This is a genomic window from Xenorhabdus innexi, from assembly GCF_002632485.1.
In the GTDB taxonomy this organism is placed as follows: domain Bacteria; phylum Pseudomonadota; class Gammaproteobacteria; order Enterobacterales; family Enterobacteriaceae; genus Xenorhabdus; species Xenorhabdus innexi.
Window position 1 is genome coordinate 74969 of the sequence record NZ_NIBU01000004.1, and the last position, 19402, is coordinate 94370.

Below are 19402 nucleotides of genomic sequence, written 5' to 3' on the forward strand. Positions count from 1 at the left end.
GTTGAGTCAATTGGGTAATAACAGCATGCTAGAATATATTGGAATAGAAATTACCCGGCTTGGTGATGATTTCCTTGAAGGAACAATGCCGGTAGATCAACGGACTAAACAGCCATTCGGAATTTTGCATGGCGGGGCGTCTGTGGTATTGGCAGAATCGTTAGGTTCAATTGCTGGCTATCTCTGTTCTGAAGGCGAACAGAAAGTTGTAGGTGTGGAAATTAATGCCAATCATATTAAAGCTGTGTGTGATGGTATCGTTAAAGGCGTCTGCAAAGCAATCCATCTTGGACGTTCTCATCAAGTCTGGCAGATTGATATTTATAACGCACAGGAGCAGTTATGCTGCACATCTCGTTTGACTACAGCGATATTGTCCTAATATTTGGTATATAAAATCAGTTTACTTAGCTTTTATTGTGGCGAAGGGGAGTAAAATAGCCTTATGTAAGGCTATTAATCAACCACTGGCATTCAAATATCATTGAGGAAGTGTGTATGAAGCGATTTTTGACTTTTATCAGTACTTTCTTGATCGGCATGTTGTCGTTCTGCGGGGTAGTTAATATGGCTTATGCGGTAGAATATCCGCTGCCACCTGCTAACAGGAGCCTGATTGGTGAGAATTCCATCTATGTGGTACCTGATGATGGACTTCCGCTGGAAGCCATAGCCGCTAAATACCAAATAGGCCTGCTGGCAATGCTGGAGGCTAATCCCGGTGTTGACCCATATTTACCTAAACCCGGAACTAAACTGGTCATTCCATCACAGATGTTGCTTCCTAATACTCCACGTCAGGGCATTGTCATTAATCTGGCTGAAATGAGGCTCTATTATTTCCCCAAAGGGAAAGACAGTGTCATTGTTTATCCAATCGGCATCGGGCAGCTTGGACGCAATACCCCAACAATGACAACGTCAGTCAGTCAGCTAATTAAGAATCCCACATGGACACCTACTGCGAATATTCGCAAAGATTATGCGAGCCGAGGGATTATTCTGCCTGCTGTAATACCTGCCGGGCCGGATAATCCAATGGGGGATTTTGCGTTGCGTCTGTCAGCCGGGCGCGGGGAATATCTGATACATGGCACCAATGCTAATTTTGGTATTGGTATGCGTGTCAGCTCAGGCTGTATACGTTTGCGTCCTGATGATATTGAGGCTCTTTTTCATACTGTTCCGAGAGGAACCCGTGTTCAGGTTATTAATGAACCGATCAAATATGCGGTAGAGCCTGATGGAAAACGTTACGTTGAAGTTCACCAGCCCTTGTCAAAAGCAGAATCTGATGATCCTCAGACAATGCCAATTAAACGCACGGAAGGGTTATTAAAGTTTATTGGAAACAAGGGCACAAATGCTGTTTTAGTTGATCAGGAAATTATCCGGCGTTCTGGAATCCCGGTAGCGGTAAATCAGAAAGGGGTATCATCTAATCAAAAGGAAACAGAGATCTTACAGTTAATGGAGGAGCGTGAAGACAACGTTCTGAATGTTCAGCCAGTTAAACTGCCTCCTTTGAATCAACCTACTCCGGTTTATCAGACTAAATTCTGACCTGAACTGTAGAATAATCGTGGTATACATAAAGAATGGCGTACTTAATCAGTACGCCACTCTTGAAGATGCTACAAACTTATTTTTTGTAGGAACGAACTTGGTTGTCAAGACGTTGGTTAGCACGAGCCGCTTCGTCTCTGGCTGTCTGTACATCTGAACGCATTGAGCCAACTTCATTGCTCAGTTGGTCAACTTTGGAACCCAGAGTCAGAACCTGAGAAGAAAGCTGTTCAACTTTTTTCGCCGTGCTGGTACAACCAGCTAACATCGTAGAAGCGAGAATTACAGCACCAAGTACAATTTTAGTACGATTCATCACAATACCCTCTAGATTAAGTTAATCTTCAAGTAGCTATCTAATTATTGCACAAACTTTTTTAGAAAGAGAATAAATTTTATCCGGACAAACAAATTCTACTGTTTTTCGATCTAAAATAAGTTAATAATTTTTAGATAACTACAATAAAACGGTAATGAGAGGAATAATTAAATCAGAAAAATCCCAAACATTACGTGATGTATCTTCCAGTTTTTACTGTTCTGATGCAATAAACCAACAATATCTCATTGCTTATTTTGTTATTTTGGCACATTTTTCTCTGTCAGAATCCATGGGTTAAGTGAGTAAAATGCGTTAATGATGCGTATTGGCGTCAATAATTTTAAAATAGATAGTATATTTATTGTTCGTGTTTTATTTCTGTTTTTTGCGTTTATTACAGGAGAATATTTTTTATTAGTGGGGTAATCAGAAAAGAAAAATGAAGGGAATTATTTATAGATGCAGATCGCTCAACTAGTGAGCGATCTGTTTTGTGTTCAAAAATAATTACAATACGTGAACCGAAGATGTATTTGTTGTGCCGCTTGGTACTAATGCACCGGATACCATCACAACGATATTTCCTTTACTTGCCATACCACTGGCCAATGCTGCTTCTTTACCAATACGATAAAAATCATCGGTAGAAGCAATTTCTTTGACAACCTGTGTGGAAACGCCTTTAACCAGCAATAACTGGCGGGCAGTGATTTCATTGGTGGTCAATGCAAGAATTGGAGCATTAGGGAAGTATTTACGTATAGATCTTGCAGATTTACCACCGTAAGTTGCAACAACGATCAGAGGTGCTTCCAATTTTTCCGCGATTTCTACTGCTCCACGACAAACGGCTTCAGTCACGCGCAATTTCTGCGTTTTGGTATTTTCAATCCGACTGCCCATAACGCGATCTGTACGTTCACAGATAGTTGCCATGATGGAGACGGCTTCAACCGGGTATTTTCCTTTGGCGCTTTCGCCTGAAAGCATGACTGCATCAGTTCCGTCTAAAATTGCGTTGGCAACATCACCTGCTTCGGCGCGGGTAGGGCGTGGATTTTTGATCATAGAATCCAGCATCTGCGTCGCAGTGATGACAACTTTACGTGCCGAGTTACATTTTTCTATCATCATTTTCTGCGCGAAAATGACTTCTTCTACCGGGATTTCAACACCCAGATCACCACGGGCAACCATGATGCCGTCTGAGGCTTCAAGGATCTCATCAAAATTGTTCAGACCTTCCTGATTTTCAATTTTGGAGATAATCTGAATATGTTCACCTCCGTGAGCTTTCAGATGTTCACGAATTTCCAGAACGTCAGAACGCTTACGGATGAAAGAAGCGGCGACAAAATCAACACCTTGTTCACAGCCAAAGATGAGATCCTGTTTATCTTTTTCTGCCAGTGCAGGTAGGTTGATAGAAACATTCGGCAGGTTAACGCCTTTGTTTTCGCCTAAATCACCGTTGTTCAGCACTTCACAGATAACTTCAGTTCCGGTGATCTCTTTTACTGTCATGGCAATCAGGCCATCATCAACCAAAACTGTATTGCCTACAGATAAATCAGCGGGTAAACCGGAATAGGTTACGGCAACACGTTCCTGATTGCCGATAATGGTTTGATCAGTTGTAAAGGTGAAAGTCTGACCGGCTGTCAGGGAGACATCGTTACCATCTTCCAGCTTCATCGTACGGATTTCAGGGCCTTTAGTATCCAGTAAGATAGCCGCTTTTTTACCGGTTTTTGCAGTGACTGCACGGATATTTTTAATACGCTGACCATGTTCTTCGTAGTCACCGTGAGAAAAATTCAGGCGCATAACGTTCATGCCTGAGTTAAGCAGTTCGGTCAATTTTTCTTCGGATTCAGTTTTTGGCCCGATAGTACAAACAATTTTGGTTTTTTTCATGGCAATCTATCTTACTACTGGTTTTAATGGATTAAAAAGAGTGAATCACCAACCATTGACATTATATGCCAGTGTCACGTGGCTCTGTTGATCTGACATTTTAAGTTGCGCAACATACATGGAAAACGGATGGCAGAAAAGTGTCAATTGGTTGTTTTTTCATAAATCCAGACATGGATAACCATGCGGATTTAGAGCGATTAATCATCTGCAATTTTTTCTGGATTCGGTAAATTAATTGGCTGAAACCATTCAACTAATGACAGGAGCGTATTATAGAGGCTAATTTCTGTGAAATGAATCAAAAAGTGGTTCTTAGAAAGATTTATCTGGAAAGAATGAAAAATAAACATATTCATATCAGTAAAATCAGCGAGTTGTTGCGCAACAGCGGAAAAGCTTTTTGAGAAGTAGAGCATTAGGAAATGAAAGATTAAGCGTTTTGATAACAAAACTACGTAACTATAAGAAAATTTAAGGCGTGTTCTAGATCTAGATAAGAAAATTGGATACATCAAGTGTATGGTGCGTCCGAGTGGACTCGAACCACCGACCCCCACCATGTCAAGGTGGTGCTCTAACCAACTGAGCTACGGACGCACATAAATTTGAATTGCTATGTCAACCAGATATTTGGTGCGTCCGAGTGGACTCGAACCACCGACCCCCACCATGTCAAGGTGGTGCTCTAACCAACTGAGCTACGGACGCAATCTAAATTTCTATGGCTGACAACGGGGACGAATATTAACGATAGCAGAGCTATCTGGCAAGGGGAAAATGCAAATTCGTGTCTGATTGCTCGCATTTACATCTTTTAGTGTGAATTTACAGCTTTTTCCCCTTGTGATATTAATTTAGTGTACTAAATTAACGGGTAGAACGTGCGAGGACAGCATGATCAGGCTGTTTTTGTATCCACCAAATCCGGCTGCCAATCATCATTGCAGCAACAGTTAATCCAATAATAAACCCAATCCAGAACCCTTGTGGCCCCATAGGTTCAGTAACGAGATTGGTTAATGCCAGAATATAACCACTCGGTAATCCGAAAATCCAATAGGCGATGAAAGTGATAACGAAAATAGAGCGGGTATCTTTATACCCACGTAGTATCCCTGAACCAATCACCTGAACAGAGTCGGAAAGCTGGTAAATAGCGGCAAATAGCATCAGATTAGAGGCCAATGTGACCACTGCAGGGTTATCGTTGTACATCAGCGCAATCGGTTCGCGGAATAGTGTTGTGAAAGCAGCGGTGATGCAAGCAGCGATTAACCCGACAACGAGGCTGGTATGAGCTGATACTTTGGCACCCTCAGTTGATTTTTTCCCAAGGTTATAGCCCACACGGATAGTGGCCGCAATACCAAATGACAGCGGGAACATAAACATCAGTGAACTGAAGTTGAGTGCGATTTGATGCCCTGCAACATCCACTACTCCAAGAGGGGAGAGCAGTAAGGAGACAACGGCAAATAATGTCACCTCAAAGAACATAGCCAGACCGATAGGCAAGCCAAGCAGAGTTATGCGTTTTTGTGTATGCCAGTTTGGACGGGCAAAATTGTCAAATGTATGAATATCTTTTTGGGATGGTGAGTGTTTGACATAAAAAAGCAGCAATAAACACATAACCCAGTAAACGCTTGCTGTTGCCACACCACAGCCGACACCACCCAGCTCTGGTGCACCAAACTTACCATAAATGAAAATGTAGTTTACAGGGATATTAACCAATAGTCCTATAACACCAATGACCATTGCCGGTTTGGTTTTCGACAGCCCCTCACACTGGCAGCGTAAAACCTGATAGAACAGGCAACCGGGTGCTCCCCACATAATCGCATGGATAAAATCGATGGATTTTTGTGCCAGAATGGGATCTACATTATGCTGTGCTTCTATAATAAATCGGCAGTTATACAAAATCGTTATCACTAAGATAGAGAGAAAAGTAGCCAGCCAAAAGCCTTGCTGGATCTGGCTTGCAACATTTTTTCTCTGTCCTGATCCATTCATATGGGCAACGATCGGCGTTAAAGCCATCAGCAACCCTTGAGCAAGCAGAATCGCCGGCAGCCAGATTGATGTCCCTATAGCTACAGAGGACATTTCTATTGCACCAGCTTTACCGGCCATGACTGTATCGACGACACCCATCGCAGTTTGTGAAGACTGAGCGATGATGACGGGGATCCCTAAAGCGAGCAAACTACGCGCTTCATTTAAATATTTCTGCACGTACTACACCTTTTAATTGAAAATTGACGATAGAAAAAACAAGGAATATTTCTGCGAGCAAACAGAATTGTTTGAAAAGCAACCTCTTGTTAACGCTGATATTGTATAGGACTCATTTTACTAATCCAATCATTGTTTGATATTTAGTCTAAATGAGGAATAACATAACAAGTGAAATAGTGTTTAAAAGAGATTAGTGGGTTACACTAACTCATTATGTAAAACGATGAAAGAGGTTCCCCATGTTTACAGGCATTGTTCAGGGAAAGGCGCCTATTGTTGCTATTGAAGAAAAAACGCATTTTCGGACTCATATAGTCAAATTTCCGGCTGAATTATTACCTGATATTGAAACGGGAGCTTCCGTTTCTCATAATGGCTGTTGCCTGACTGTCACGAAAATTGACGGTGATCTGATTAGCTTTGATTTGATGAAAGAGACGCTGCGTCTGACTAATCTTGGTGAGCTTAAGATTGGCGATTTAGTCAATTTGGAAAGGGCTGCAAAATTTGGTGATGAAATTGGCGGGCATTTAATGTCCGGTCATGTGATTACAACAGCTGAAATCGCTAAAATTTTCACATCAGAAAATAACCATGAAATATGGTTTCGTATCTATGACAAACAATTAATGAAATATATCCTGCATAAAGGGTTTATTGGTATTGATGGAATTAGTCTGACCATTGGAGATGTAGTAAATAATCGTTTTTGTGTTCATTTGATTCCCGAAACGTTAGAGCGTACAACACTGGGTAAAAAACGTATCGGTCATAAAGTAAATATTGAAATTGATCCACAGACTCAGGCTATCGTAGATACTGTTGAACGCTTTATGGCGCAGAAAGAACAGGAAAAAATATTATCGCAGTCGGAAGATAGTTAAAATAGCTGGACAATAGTTAAAATATACAAAAAAAGCTACAGTACCGAATTCTGTAGCTTTTTAGCAATATTGTAATTCTGTTATAAACAAAATATTAACGTGGAACTCTTAATCCATTTTCAATTCCACGCGGGCTGAACATAATTTGCCATAGCTGGATATCTCTGGCACGAAATGCTCCGGCACAGGCATTCAGATAATAACTGAACATCCGCTTGAAACGGGGGCTGTAGTTATGCGCTATTTCATCCCAGTGTGTAATAAAACGCTCATACCATGCCATTAAAGTACGATCATAGTCAGCCCCGAAGTTATGCCAGTCTTCCATCACAAATTTCCCGGTACTTGCTTTAGCAATCTTTGCAATTGATGGTAAATGCCCATTAGGGAAAATATATTTACCAATCCATGCATCGACATTGACTTTATCCCGGTTGGAACCAATTGTATGAAGTAAGAAAAGCCCATCAGGCTTCAGGTTCTTACGTACTATGTCGAAATAGTTAGCGTAATTTTTAGGGCCTACATGCTCAAACATGCCGACTGAAACGACTCGGTCAAATTGGAGGTTCAAATCCCGGTAATCTTCAAGGATGATTTTCACATCCAGATCTTTACAGCGTTCCTGAGCATATTTTTGTTGCTCTACAGAAATGGTGACGCCAGTGACGGAAACAGAATAATGCTTGGCGGCGTAAGCAGCCAATCCACCCCAGCCACAGCCGATATCCAACAGAGTCATCCCCGGAGATAACTGTAGCTTTTCACAAATCAGCCGAAGTTTATTGGACTGCGCTTCTTCCAGTGAGCTCGCGTCTTTCCAGTAACCGCATGAATATTGCATATTAGGGTCGAGCATGTGTGTAAATAGGTCATTGCCCAAATCATAGTGCTCTTCCCCTACAATCCACGCTCGTTTGGGAGACTGCAAATTAAACAGGCGGGCAGAAGTAACCTTAAGAATATCCTTAAAATTTTTTGGGATTTTGTGCTCCAGACCAGCCCGTAATATTTTATAAAAGAAAACATCTAATTGCTCACAATCCCACCAGCCATCCATATAGCTTTCGCCTAATCCTAAAGATCCCTGCCTTAATACCCTTTTATAAAAGTCAGGGTTTTTGATTTGTATATCAAAAGGACGCTTTCCATTAATTTGAATGTCAGCTTCCTGAAGTAGGTCATGGGCAATCCTGTGCCACTGGTCAGTAATTGTTTTGTTTCCTTCAACGAAAGATGAACTCATATACTCTCCAACATTTATGTGGTGGAATTTTGAGGTACCTCTTTGTTACCGGTTATTTATATGTTTCCCAGGATTTTTTTTCTTACCATTAAACCGCATTTTTAAATCCATAGAGGGCATTGAAACTAATCAGAAAATGGCTTAAAGCACTCATGCCGTTCGTCCGTGATATTAAAGAGAGCATCATTGCTCTTCTAAACCTCAAATTCCGAGTTTTTAGAATAAAAAAGCCATATGAGTATATGAGTGAAATAATATTTAAACAATAAACAAGAGGGAGGCCATATCATCATATGGCCTTTGGATAAGAATATTCTTAGGTATTATATTGAACAGTGACTAAATGTTATTCTTTTTCTTTTGTAAATAATAACCTATTACCATTGGAATAATCGTGGCAACCATCACAGCTGTCGTTGATAAGAGAGGGGTGTTCATAAACATGGCAACAAGCATACTGGCAATAAAACAAAGACCTAATTGTAAAGCATTTTGCAAGGCGGCGGCTTTACCACTGTCTTTCGGATAAACTGAAAGCGCATTTGCTACAGCAATAGGATAAGACGCACCATTCATTGCAGCCATAAAACAAAAAGGAACAAGAATAACGATGAAAGAAGGGTAGACCCAGGCAGCTAAATAGATAAGTATCATGCTTATGGCATAACCTACCAATAAGAGTGGGAATATGGTTTCACTTTTAATTTTTTCCAACAAAATACGGCAACCATACCCACCAACCATAAATGCCAACGTTTGTGGAATATAGCTTAAACCGATATCGGTCGCATCATACCCCATACTATTCAAAATAGTCGGTGAACCTGTCAGCCAGGCAAAAAAGCCTGCGCTACAGGAAGCATAAATCAAAACGTTTCCGCTAAAAACTGGCGACTTCAATAACGTAAAGAAAGAAGCGCTATTTTTATTCGTGCTGGTATCAACAGGGATACGTTTATTCTTCAGAAACAGCGTAGGAATAAGCAGCACCAGCGTTACTATCATCAAAACAAGAAAGATAACCCTCCAGCTTGTGTGTGACAGTAGCCATGCACCTAATAGTGGTGCAAGAGCTGGAGAAAGTGCAACCAATGGCATAATCATGGCGAAAACACGTTTTGTGCGCTCAGCATCATATCTGTCGACAACCAGAGCCTGCCAGGAAACAGCAGCTGAGCAAACTCCAACAGCCTGAATAAATCTCAAGACGAGTAATTGAGTTGCATTTGTTATCCAGAGTATGCCCAAACAGCTGAGGCAGAATAGGGATAGGCCGATAATCAGAACAGGTTTTCTTCCGAGACGATCAGAGAGCACTCCCCATAAAAGCTGAGCAACGGAAAATCCGGCGAGAAAAATGCTGAGGCTGGCACTGATGGCACCTTTTGATGTGTTTAAATCTTTGCTAATGGCATCAAAGGCAGGCAGATACATATCAATGGCTAAGTAGCCGAGCATACTCAGGCCAGCAAGATAAAACATAAATGAAATAGAATTTTTATTTGTTGTCATTTTGTTAATAAACCGCGTTAGTCAATCGGTGTAGTACTTGATAAAAAATTATGTGGCTTATTTTATATGGCGTGATTTTTGATTGTGAAACGGTATTATTTGTACCATGCTATGAAAAAAATTAAAAGGAAGAAACATGTGGTCTGAATACTCTTTGGAAGTTGTTGATGCGGTGGCAAGAACAGGAAGTTTCAGTGCGGCTGCATCAGAACTTCACCGTGTGCCTTCTGCCATCAGTTATACGATAAAACAACTTGAAGAATGGCTGGCAGTTTCGCTGTTTGAGCGTCGTCATCGTGATGTGGAGTTAACAGAAGCGGGTGCCATTTTTGTCAAGGAAGCCCGTTCTGTTATCAAAAAAATGAATCATACACGGCATCAATGTCAGCAGGTGGCAAACGGATGGCGGGGACAACTCAGCATTGCTGTTGATCAGGTTGTCAAACCGGAACGAACACGCCAGCTGATTCTGGATTTCTACCGCCATTTTCCCGATATTGAATTATTTATCTATCCTGAAGTTTTTAACGGAGTTTGGGATGCGCTGGTGGATGGACGAGTTGATGTTGCTATTGGTGCAACACGGGCTTCTCCGGTAGGTGAGCGATACAGTTTCAGGGATATGGGGTTTATGCCATGGCTGTGTGTTGCCAGCCCTGCACATGAGCTGACGTCTAAAACGGCAAAATTAAATGATGATCAATTGCGACCTTATCCCAGTTTGTGCCTTGAGGATACATCACGTAACTTGCCGAAGCGTGATACATGGGCTTTAGATAATCAGCGGCGGTTGGTTGTTCCTGACTGGGATGCCGGGCTTGCCTGTTTGATGGAGGGATTATGTGTGGGAATGGTGCCTAAGCACCGGGCTTTACCGCTTATTCGTCAGGGAAAATTGTGTGTACTTGAACTTGAACAACCGTTGCCTGATAGCCCGTGTTGTCTGACATGGTCACAGGAAAGCCATTCACCTGCATTAAGCTGGTTGCTTGAATATCTCGGCGATAATACAACGCTTAATGCTGAATGGCTGCAAGAAGATTAACGGTTAGCGGCGATAATCAATAAAAGGACCATCGGCAACAGAGCGACGCTCAACAAGGCGCGGATGCACTTCAATGGTTTGAGCATCCTCACGTTTATTGACGATCCTATCAAGAAGCATGGAGAAAGCCATTTGCCCCAGCCGTTCTTTAGGTTGGTGAATGGTTGTCAGTGCAGGTGTGAAATAACGGGCATTACGGATATTATCATAACCAATGACGGATATATCCTGAGGAACGCGTAAACCCATCTCATCGGCAGCACAAATTGCACCCATTGCCATTACATCTCCGCCACAGAACACAGCAGTAGGGCGATGTTTTTGGTTTAAGATCTTGCACATAGCCTGATACCCTGATTCAGGTTCAAAATCTCCCTGAACAATCCATTCATCCCGAATCGTGATATTCGCTTCTTTCAGTGCCTTGAGAAAACCCTGATGACGTCCGCCTCCGGTATTTCTGGCTAATGGGCCGGGAATGGAGGCAATATCACGATGCCCGCGTTCAATCAAATATCGGCCAGCCAAATAACCGCCATGGAAGGCATTATCAATAATTGCATCGGTAAAGTCGCCTCTGGATTCCCCCCAATCCATAACAACCATAGGAATATTGCGATAATCTTCCAGCATTCCCAACAATTGTTGAGGATATTCTGAACACATCACTAACAAACCATCTACGCGCTTTTGTGCCAGCATAGCGAGATAGGCTTTTTGTTTATCGAGATTGTTATGGGAGTTACATAAAATCAACGTATAGCCTTTGCTATAACAACTATTTTCGACAGACTCGATTATTTCAGCAAAATAAGGTGCTTCACTGGAGGTTGCCAATAACCCGATAGATTTTGTATGGTTAACTTTTAAGCTTCGGGCGACGGCACTGGGAGAATAACTCAGTTCCTTAATGGCGGCCCATACTGCGGCCTTCGTATCTTCGGCGACGAAACGGGTTTTATTAATAACATGGGATACGGTTGTGGTCGAAACACCAGCGCGTTTAGCCACATCTTTAATCGTTGCCATGATAAAAAGGACTCCTGACCTTTTGGTCTAAATTTGTATACCCTTCATCTGGATATAGATCTTTGTTAATCATTTGCCAGTATTATATTTGTATATAGGAAGATAAGTGGCAATAATTTAGTGATAAACCGTGAATTTTGTCTGATCTAGCTCAAAAGTGAAAGCAATAATCGATGCTATAAAGTATATGCATTAAATATTACAGTGTGATTTTTAATCTCTGAGGTAAATGACCACTTAAAATTTATGGTATTGCTGAGTCTTAATTTTCACGATGAGGATGGTTTATGGATACAGATCTGAAATTGGGATTATTGACGGCCTGTAGTGCGTTAGTCATGATTGTTTTTCTGGCGAGTCTCTGTTTAATCGCTTGAGCCTGAAAATAACACTGTGGTGAAACGCCATTTATTTTTCAAGGGAAAGTTTTTCACGATTCAGAAAGCATTCATGAACGGACCATATGCGTAGAACCGGAAAAACTTACCCTTGCATTTTACTGATAGGCTAATTAAGCCAGATTTTCTTCCACAAACTGCCAGTTAACCAGAGCCCAAAAATGCTCCAGATATTGAGGGCGGGCATTGCGGTAATCGATATAATAAGCATGTTCCCAAACATCAACGGTCAGAACAGGTTTATCTTCACCAGTCAGTGGCGTGGCTGCATTGGAAGTACTAACGATAGCCAGGCTGCCATCATTTTTCTTGACCAACCATGTCCAGCCGGAGCCGAAGTTTTTCAGGGCTGCATCAGTAAACTGCTGTTTGAACTCAGCGAAAGAGCCGAAAGCATTATTGATTGCTTCTGCAACTTTGCCTGTTGGTTCACCGCCACCGTTTGGAGACAGGCTATGCCAGTAGAAAGTGTGATTCCATACTTGCGCAGCATTATTGAAGATACCACCATCAGAAATTTTAATGATTTCTTCCAGTGTTTTTCCGGCAAATTCTGTACCTTGAATCAGGTTATTCAGGTTCACAACATAAGCATTGTGATGTTTGCCGTAATGATATTCCAGAGTTTCTGCTGAGATATGAGGTTCTAAGGCATCTTTAGCATAAGGTAATGCTGGTAATTCAAAAGACATTGCATACTCCTTTTAATATCGGGTTTTTGGCTTTATAAACCATGATTTGCAAATTATTAATCATGGATAGAGCAAATTTAAGCTTATTATCATGTTGCTATTTTGGTGATTATCTTAACAACTTTTCTGCTAAATAACAGGAAAAAAGATGCTATTTAATGGTGAGCTGGTTTAGAACTGTTCAGTTTTAATGAATTAAATATTTACCGGACATGAAAATCTTAGTAGCTACAAGTTGTTGTTCAGAATAAAAATTTGTATCAGCGTGTTCGCTGTAGCAAATATGCATTAGAAAGTGGTATTCTGAATCAATCTTTTCTGATGCTGATAAACAGCACCTGCGGTCTAAGGAAGTAAAAATGACGACAATTGAGAAAATCGAACGCCAGATTAAAGAAAACCCAATTCTGCTGTACATGAAAGGCTCGCCAAAGCTGCCAAGCTGTGGTTTCTCTGCTCAGGCTGTTCAGGCTTTATCTGCTTGTGGTGAGCGCTTTGCCTATGTGGATATTTTGCAAAACCCGGATATCCGCGCTGAGTTACCTAAATACGCAAACTGGCCGACATTCCCTCAGCTTTGGGTTGATGGTGAACTGGTCGGTGGGTGTGACATCCTGATGGAAATGTATCAACGTGGTGAACTGCAAACACTGATTAAAGAAACTGCGGATAAATACCGTGAGCAAGAAGATAGCCAGTAATCTTTGATAATAATGACTGGAGCTAAGAGCCTAATAATAAGGCTCTTAGTTTATCAGGCTTCGTCGTCTGGAGTGGCCAGAGGCCAGCCACCAAGCCGCTTCCAGCGGTTAACCAACTCGCAGAAAAGCAGGCTTGTCCTATCTGTATCATAAAGAGCACTGTGTGCCTGATTACTGTCAAAGGGGATTTCTGCTGTAATACAGGCTTTTGCCAGAATAGTCTGGCCGAGTACTAAACCACTCAGCGCAGCCGTATCAAAAGTGGCAAAAGGATGAAATGGATTACGCTTCAAACCAGAGCGTTCTGCTGCTGTCATGACAAAATTGTGATCAAAATTAGCATTATGAGCAACTATAATAGCGCGGTTGCAGTTACTTGCTTTCATACCTTTGCGAACCATCTTAAAAATAGCATGCAGCGCTGTATACTCGCTGACGGCTCCCCGTAATGGATTCGTCGGGTCAATACCTGTAAATGCCAGTGCTGCGGGATCAAGGTTAGCCCCTTCAAAGGGTTCAATATGGAAATGCAGCGTATCAGCCGGTGCCAACCAACCTTCTTCATCCATTTTCACAGTAGTTGCAGCTATCTCAAGTAAAGCATCTGTCCGTGCATTAAACCCTGCGGTTTCTACATCAATAACAACAGGATAATAACCACGAAAGCGCCCACTTAGCATGTTTTGATCTTTTATATTAGACATCTGATTTTATTCTTAACTTCAGGATAGCGGACATTATGACAAAATTTATTGGGTATTGCAGAAGTAATCTCTACCTAATACCGAAAGAAGGGCATGTAAAAATGCCCTTGTATATGGAGGGTGATTAATGACCTAATGCACTACTGGCACTTTTATTTTCAATGAGTTCGATTTTATAGCCATCAGGATCTTCAACAAAAGCGATAACCGTTGTGCCACCTTTCACTGGCCCGGCTTCACGAATGACATTGCCTCCGGCAAGTTTGATACGTTCACAAGTTGCCGCTACATCATCAACACCTAAAGCAATATGCCCGAATGCCGTTCCCATTTCGTAGCTTTCAACATCCCAGTTATAAGTTAATTCGATTACTGCGCCTTGGCTTTCATCAGTATAACCGACAAAGGCGAGGGAATATTTATACTCTGGATTTTCACTCGTACGAAGTAGACGCATGCCCATTACTTTAGTGTAAAAATCAATCGACCTTTGCATGTTGCCAACACGGATCATTGTATGAAGTAGACGCATGATTACCTCTTATGCTGATGGTTTTATCTCAAAAATAGTAATGGCACGAAATGACGCAATGGTGACATTTCACGCTCTGACCCCATTGTGTGTTTAACTATATATGGTAAACATAAGGTAATTCAATTCGTCCTTTCACTTTTGTTTTATTCGTTACTATTTTGTAGTCCATTATGTGATGTGAGCTTAATCTAGATAATGTTGCAATTCTTTCAGCGATAATCAGTTAGATAATTTTGTGTACAGGAGGGTGGCATGGCTGAGCAACTGGAGTTTTTTGGTGTTCCGAATCCTTGTAAAGGGGTATGTGAATCTGGCCCCCGTGGTTTTTGCCGAGGTTGCTATCGTAATAGAGAGGAACGCTTTATGTGGATGCAATTATCTGATGGACAAAAAAGAGAAATATTGCGGTTATGCCATGATAGATATCTGCGGACGCTGAAAAATAAAGCGCATGATGAAGTTGTTCCATCAAAACAGCTTGGATTATTTTAATTCACATTCATAACTGTTAATGGAGTTTTCTTATATGAATAATATTTCATATTTTCAGTGTGGTTGAGAATTTTTACCATGATAAAATGATATTTTATTCATATTACATGTTTTTTATTTGATATAGGTCATTAAAAAATATTACAACGATTGACTAATTAAAGCCTTTATATAAAGATTTCTTATCAAATAATTAATCGACGAACAATAATCGGTCTAATTATTTATCTATTTGTTTTTAATGGGTTTTGTTGTCACCTTAACGGTAACTGTAAGATAAAAATGATATTAATGTAAAAATATATAGATTAGTATTTGGATGACGGTTATTCTTATAGAACTTTAACCGAGTGGTACCGTGTCTATTTTTTGGAGTTTGTATTTGTTTCGTTGATATTTAAAATCTTAATAGTTTAGTTGGAGGATTATTTTATACAGTTTATATCGTTGGTGGATTAATGCGCGATTTTATTCGGTGCGCCGTAAAACCTCGCTCTTTAGGGCGACGAAGATGTCAACTTTAAGTAACAAACCAACGCGATACTAATTAAGTAATTAGCGGAATATCTGACTCTACTAATGTGAGCAAGATATAGGATGCGTATCCATTATTCATATGAATAAACTGATTGGATAATTCATTGATGTTATATGAGTCTCTAATTATAAGGAGGGGTAATTGGAATTGACATTGGGATCGGACCTGGCACGGTTAGTTCGTGTTTGGCGCGCTTTAATTGATCATCGTTTGAAGCCGTTGAAATTAACTCAGACACATTGGGTTACTCTGTACAATATTAGTCTGTTACCACCGGAGCAGTCACAGATACAACTTGCGAAAGCAATTGGTATTGAACAACCATCTCTGGTAAGAACTTTAGATCAATTAGAAGAAAAGAAACTCATTACAAGGCACACATGTGCCAATGACAGACGCGCAAAAAGAATCAAATTAACAGAAGAGTCAGAAAGTTTTATCAGAGAAGTGGATAGTGTTATTGGTTCGACGAGGAAAGAAATTCTGGAGGGAATTACTCATGATGAGTTAATTCTACTTGCTTCTGTAATAAAGAAAATCGAAAAAAATATTAGTCAATTACATAAACAGGTAATATAAAAATTAATCGATAAAAAAAAGAAAATCGCGGGCCATATTTCTGGTGATCCGCGATTTTTCGTTTAAATATGCTTTAACAAAGTTAGATAGGAGATACTGTTGTCGAATCGCCGCTATCGGCAATTTTGACACGTTGTCCTTTACTGAATACAACCTGATCCTGTTTTTGTACCACAACAATATTTCTTCCACCGTCAGTACGGATTTCCAATTCAACACCTTTTGTTTGATCGAGAGCACCTTCAATTCCTTGACCTGCCATTCCACCGGCAATAGCACCTGCGGCAGTTGCAAGCCTCTGGCCTCTGCCGCCGCCAATAGTATCACCCAACAATCCACCCAATACTGCTCCGCCAATCGCTCCCAGCATGTTTTGGTTACCCGCCTCAGAACCTTTGATAGTGACCGGGCGCGCGGACAAAATAGTACCGTAGGTTACATTTTGAATTTGCTTGGCCTGATCAATCGAGTAAGTATCACTAGAAAGTGCTCCCATGTCAGCACATCCAGATAATGTTGTTACTACAACTGCACCAACCAGGAAACGTTTGAACATAGTTACTCCTAATTTTAATGCCTCGAGAGAAATTTGATAATAACTCTACAGTCAAGCATTCGGCTACAATGACCAGTAACAAGTATAATAGTTTTACTGGTTACTTATTCTATACATTAATGGCCTCTCTCTAAATATATAATAAATTTCTACGTTGAACGCCAATAGGAATAATTCCTGACAAAAGTTTAGCATGTTTTGTGAAGAGCTTTCCAAAACTCAGATTTTCTCTCTTATATTCCCAGTGAAACATATATAGTCCAAATCAATGTGTTTTATAGTTACACGGGTTTTATTTACAGATGCAATTCATTCTTTAAATAGGGGAATATTTATGAAGTCAGGACGTTATATTGGTGTGATGTCAGGCACCAGTATGGATGGAGTCGATGTTGTTTTAGCAGAGATCAGTGATAACGCTGTTATACAGAAGGAAAATTACAGTCATCCATTTCCTCAGGAGCTTAAGCAAAAATTACTTTCCATTTGTCAGGGCCAGCAGACTACCTTATCAACTGTTGGGCAACTTGATTATGAATTGGGAACGCTTTTTGCTGAATCAGTGAAAGGTTTATTAGAGAAAACGGGGTTAACTGCGAATGATATCACCGCAATTGGATGTCATGGTCAGACTGTATGGCATGAACCTGATGGTGAAAAGCCATTTACGATGCAAATTGGCGATAACAATCGTGTAACTGCACTAACCGATATTACAACGGTAGGAGATTTCCGCCGTCGGGATATGGCGTATGGTGGCCAAGGGGCACCTTTAGTGCCTGCTTTCCATATGGCTGTTCTGGGTGATCCAACGGAAAGGCGTGTGATCCTGAATATTGGCGGAATAGCAAATATCTCCGCTCTTCTGCCAAACTCTGCGGTTAAGGGCTATGACACTGGGCCAGGTAATATGTTGATGGATGCCTGGACATGGCGTTATAAACAGTTGCCTTATGATAAAGACGCACAATGGGCTGATGAGGGTAATGTAAATGAAGCTCTGCTTCAGAAGATGCTCTCAGATCCTTATTTTGCACGTACGGCACCAAAAAGTACCGGTCGAGAATATTTCAATATGGCATGGTTAGAAAAACAGTTGGCTGATTTCCCTGATATCAGCCCGGTTGATGTGCAGGCAACGCTTGCTGAACTAACTGCTGTCAGTATTGCCGAACAGGTGCTGTTGAATAATGGCTGTGAACGCTTGCTGGTTTGTGGCGGCGGAGCCAGAAACCCACTTATAATGCGCCGGTTATCTGCTTTGTTACCTGATACAGAAGTTGCAACAACAGATAAATATGGATTGAGTGGTGATGATATGGAAGCATTGGCATTTGCTTGGCTGGCATTCCGTACAATGTCCGGGCTGCCGGGTAACTTGCCATCGGTGACTGGAGCTGACAGGGAAACAATTTTAGGCGCAATTTATCCTGTTGCTGACAGATAACAATGTTATGCTGAAATTCACTTATAAATAGAGAATTAGACATGTCAGAACATAATGATACTCATATAGCAGAGCTGCGTCGCGAATATATGCGTGGTGGGTTACGGCGAAAGGATCTTACTGAAGAACCGATGGCGCTTTTTGAGCTTTGGCTCAAACAGGCCTGTAATGCCGGGCTTAGTGATCCGACGGCAATGTGCGTAGCAACAGTTGATGAGCATGGTCAACCTTATCAGCGTATTGTTCTATTGAAACATTTTGATAGCCGCAGTCTGGTTTTTTATACCAACCTTGGTAGCCGTAAAGCGAAACAATTAGCTCAGAATAACCGCATCAGCCTCCATTTTCCATGGTATCCGCTGGAGCGTCAGGTCAGTTTTCTGGGGAAAGCCGAACGTTTATCACCTCTCGAAGTGGTGAAATATTTCCATAGCCGCCCGAGAGATAGCCAGATTGCAGCCTGGGCTTCAGAACAATCTTCCCGTATTTCTGCCAGAAGTATGTTAGAAGGTAAATTTTTAGAGATGAAGCAAAAATTCCAGAATGGTGAAGTACCATTACCCAGTTTTTGGGGTGGGTTCCGGGTTGAGTTTGATTCGGTAGAGTTCTGGCAGGGAGGGGCTAACCGTCTTCATGATCGTTTTCTGTACCTGCGTGAAGGAGATGAATGGCGTATTGATCGTCTGGCGCCTTAACATACTTAATTAGTGGATTTCAATATACGTCGCGGCGGCAAGGGAATGAACCCCCGGGAGCATAGATAACTATGTGACCGGGGTGAATGAGCACAGCCAACAAAGAGGCAACTTGAAAGACGACGGGTATAGTATCAATTACTGTTTTTAATACTGGCACTTATATTACTGGCGTTTTATGCTATAGCCCGCGATTTACCGCGACAATTATATATGCCCGATAGATTGCAAGTTGCAGTTTGGCAGTATCAATAACAAATGAATACATCCGTAATGCTGCAACTTGGAAGATAAAGG

At 41.2% G+C, this 19402-nt stretch carries 19 protein-coding genes and 2 tRNA genes; 9 read left to right on the forward strand and 12 right to left on the reverse strand.

The genetic code is table 11. The features are described from left to right. Positions 1 to 25: 25 nt before the first annotated feature. Positions 26 to 382, forward strand: coding sequence for a hotdog fold thioesterase (locus Xinn_RS02815; RefSeq protein ID WP_186435632.1), 357 nt, complete (start codon positions 26 to 28; stop codon positions 380 to 382). A gap of 116 nt (positions 383 to 498) precedes the next feature. Next, positions 499 to 1563 (forward strand): L,D-transpeptidase family protein, encoded by a 1065-nt coding sequence (locus tag Xinn_RS02820; RefSeq protein ID WP_086953380.1) that lies wholly within the window; start codon positions 499 to 501, stop codon positions 1561 to 1563. Between the two features lie 79 nt (positions 1564 to 1642). Here Xinn_RS02820 and Xinn_RS02825 read toward each other — a convergent pair whose 3' ends face one another. The 5 genes from Xinn_RS02825 to Xinn_RS02850 form a co-directional block, all read right to left on the reverse strand. Further along, positions 1643 to 1882, reverse strand: a complete 240-nt coding sequence (locus Xinn_RS02825) for a major outer membrane lipoprotein (protein WP_086953379.1) — start codon at positions 1880 to 1882, stop codon at positions 1643 to 1645. 513 nt (positions 1883 to 2395) lie between these two features. Further along, positions 2396 to 3805 carry a pyruvate kinase PykF gene (gene pykF, locus Xinn_RS02830; RefSeq protein ID WP_086953378.1) on the reverse strand — a complete coding sequence of 470 codons (1410 nt, stop codon included), beginning with the start codon at positions 3803 to 3805 and terminating at the stop codon, positions 2396 to 2398. Positions 3806 to 4328: 523 nt separating this feature from the next. Next, positions 4329 to 4405 (reverse strand) — tRNA-Val (locus Xinn_RS02840). 34 nt (positions 4406 to 4439) lie between these two features. Continuing rightward, positions 4440 to 4516, reverse strand: a tRNA-Val gene (locus tag Xinn_RS02845). Between the two features lie 159 nt (positions 4517 to 4675). Beyond that, a complete protein-coding gene (locus tag Xinn_RS02850) occupies positions 4676 to 6049 on the reverse strand; it encodes an MATE family efflux transporter (RefSeq protein ID WP_086953377.1) in 1374 nt (457 codons plus the stop codon). Between the two features lie 242 nt (positions 6050 to 6291). On the opposite strand from Xinn_RS02850, the gene Xinn_RS02855 reads away from it, so the two are divergent. Continuing rightward, positions 6292 to 6936 (forward strand): riboflavin synthase subunit alpha, encoded by a 645-nt coding sequence (locus Xinn_RS02855; protein WP_086953376.1) that lies wholly within the window; start codon positions 6292 to 6294, stop codon positions 6934 to 6936. 94 nt (positions 6937 to 7030) lie between these two features. Here Xinn_RS02855 and cfa read toward each other — a convergent pair whose 3' ends face one another. Continuing rightward, on the reverse strand, positions 7031 to 8182 hold the full coding sequence (gene cfa, locus Xinn_RS02860; RefSeq protein ID WP_086953375.1) for a cyclopropane fatty acyl phospholipid synthase: 1152 nt from the start codon (positions 8180 to 8182) through the stop codon (positions 7031 to 7033). Positions 8183 to 8521: 339 nt separating this feature from the next. Then, positions 8522 to 9694: a purine nucleoside transporter PunC gene (gene punC, locus Xinn_RS02865; protein WP_086953374.1), complete on the reverse strand. Its 1173-nt coding sequence runs from the start codon at positions 9692 to 9694 to the stop codon at positions 8522 to 8524. 136 nt (positions 9695 to 9830) lie between these two features. Here punC and punR point away from each other — a divergent pair, with 136 nt between their 5' ends. Further along, positions 9831 to 10739: a DNA-binding transcriptional activator PunR gene (gene punR / locus Xinn_RS02870; RefSeq protein ID WP_086953373.1), complete on the forward strand. Its 909-nt coding sequence runs from the start codon at positions 9831 to 9833 to the stop codon at positions 10737 to 10739. A 3-nt stretch (positions 10740 to 10742) separates the two neighbouring features. Here punR and purR read toward each other — a convergent pair whose 3' ends face one another. Both purR and sodB read right to left on the reverse strand, forming a co-directional pair. Next, positions 10743 to 11768, reverse strand: a complete 1026-nt coding sequence (gene purR, locus Xinn_RS02875) for an HTH-type transcriptional repressor PurR (RefSeq protein ID WP_086953372.1) — start codon at positions 11766 to 11768, stop codon at positions 10743 to 10745. A gap of 511 nt (positions 11769 to 12279) precedes the next feature. Then, positions 12280 to 12858, reverse strand: coding sequence for a superoxide dismutase [Fe] (sodB, locus tag Xinn_RS02880; RefSeq protein WP_086953371.1), 579 nt, complete (start codon positions 12856 to 12858; stop codon positions 12280 to 12282). Between the two features lie 359 nt (positions 12859 to 13217). Here sodB and Xinn_RS02885 point away from each other — a divergent pair, with 359 nt between their 5' ends. Further along, positions 13218 to 13559, forward strand: coding sequence for a Grx4 family monothiol glutaredoxin (locus tag Xinn_RS02885; protein ID WP_086953370.1), 342 nt, complete (start codon positions 13218 to 13220; stop codon positions 13557 to 13559). 53 nt (positions 13560 to 13612) lie between these two features. On the opposite strand, the gene rnt is transcribed toward Xinn_RS02885, so the two are convergent. Both rnt and gloA read right to left on the reverse strand, forming a co-directional pair. Further along, on the reverse strand, positions 13613 to 14263 hold the full coding sequence (rnt, locus tag Xinn_RS02890; protein WP_086953369.1) for a ribonuclease T: 651 nt from the start codon (positions 14261 to 14263) through the stop codon (positions 13613 to 13615). A 124-nt stretch (positions 14264 to 14387) separates the two neighbouring features. Next, positions 14388 to 14795, reverse strand: a complete 408-nt coding sequence (gloA, locus tag Xinn_RS02895) for a lactoylglutathione lyase (RefSeq protein ID WP_086953368.1) — start codon at positions 14793 to 14795, stop codon at positions 14388 to 14390. A gap of 255 nt (positions 14796 to 15050) precedes the next feature. Between gloA and Xinn_RS02900 the strand changes: the two genes are divergently transcribed. Further along, on the forward strand, positions 15051 to 15290 hold the full coding sequence (locus Xinn_RS02900) for a DUF1289 domain-containing protein (RefSeq protein WP_086953367.1): 240 nt from the start codon (positions 15051 to 15053) through the stop codon (positions 15288 to 15290). A 679-nt stretch (positions 15291 to 15969) separates the two neighbouring features. After that, positions 15970 to 16407, forward strand: coding sequence for a transcriptional regulator SlyA (gene slyA / locus Xinn_RS02905; RefSeq protein WP_086953366.1), 438 nt, complete (start codon positions 15970 to 15972; stop codon positions 16405 to 16407). An 82-nt stretch (positions 16408 to 16489) separates the two neighbouring features. Here slyA and Xinn_RS02910 read toward each other — a convergent pair whose 3' ends face one another. Then, a complete protein-coding gene (locus tag Xinn_RS02910) occupies positions 16490 to 16963 on the reverse strand; it encodes an outer membrane lipoprotein (RefSeq protein ID WP_086953365.1) in 474 nt (157 codons plus the stop codon). Positions 16964 to 17297: 334 nt separating this feature from the next. Between Xinn_RS02910 and anmK the strand changes: the two genes are divergently transcribed. Continuing rightward, positions 17298 to 18410, forward strand: a complete 1113-nt coding sequence (gene anmK / locus Xinn_RS02915; RefSeq protein ID WP_086953364.1) for an anhydro-N-acetylmuramic acid kinase — start codon at positions 17298 to 17300, stop codon at positions 18408 to 18410. Between the two features lie 41 nt (positions 18411 to 18451). After that, complete coding sequence (gene pdxH / locus Xinn_RS02920) at positions 18452 to 19105, forward strand: pyridoxamine 5'-phosphate oxidase (RefSeq protein ID WP_086953363.1); 654 nt, start codon at positions 18452 to 18454, stop codon at positions 19103 to 19105. Positions 19106 to 19402 lie beyond the last annotated feature (297 nt).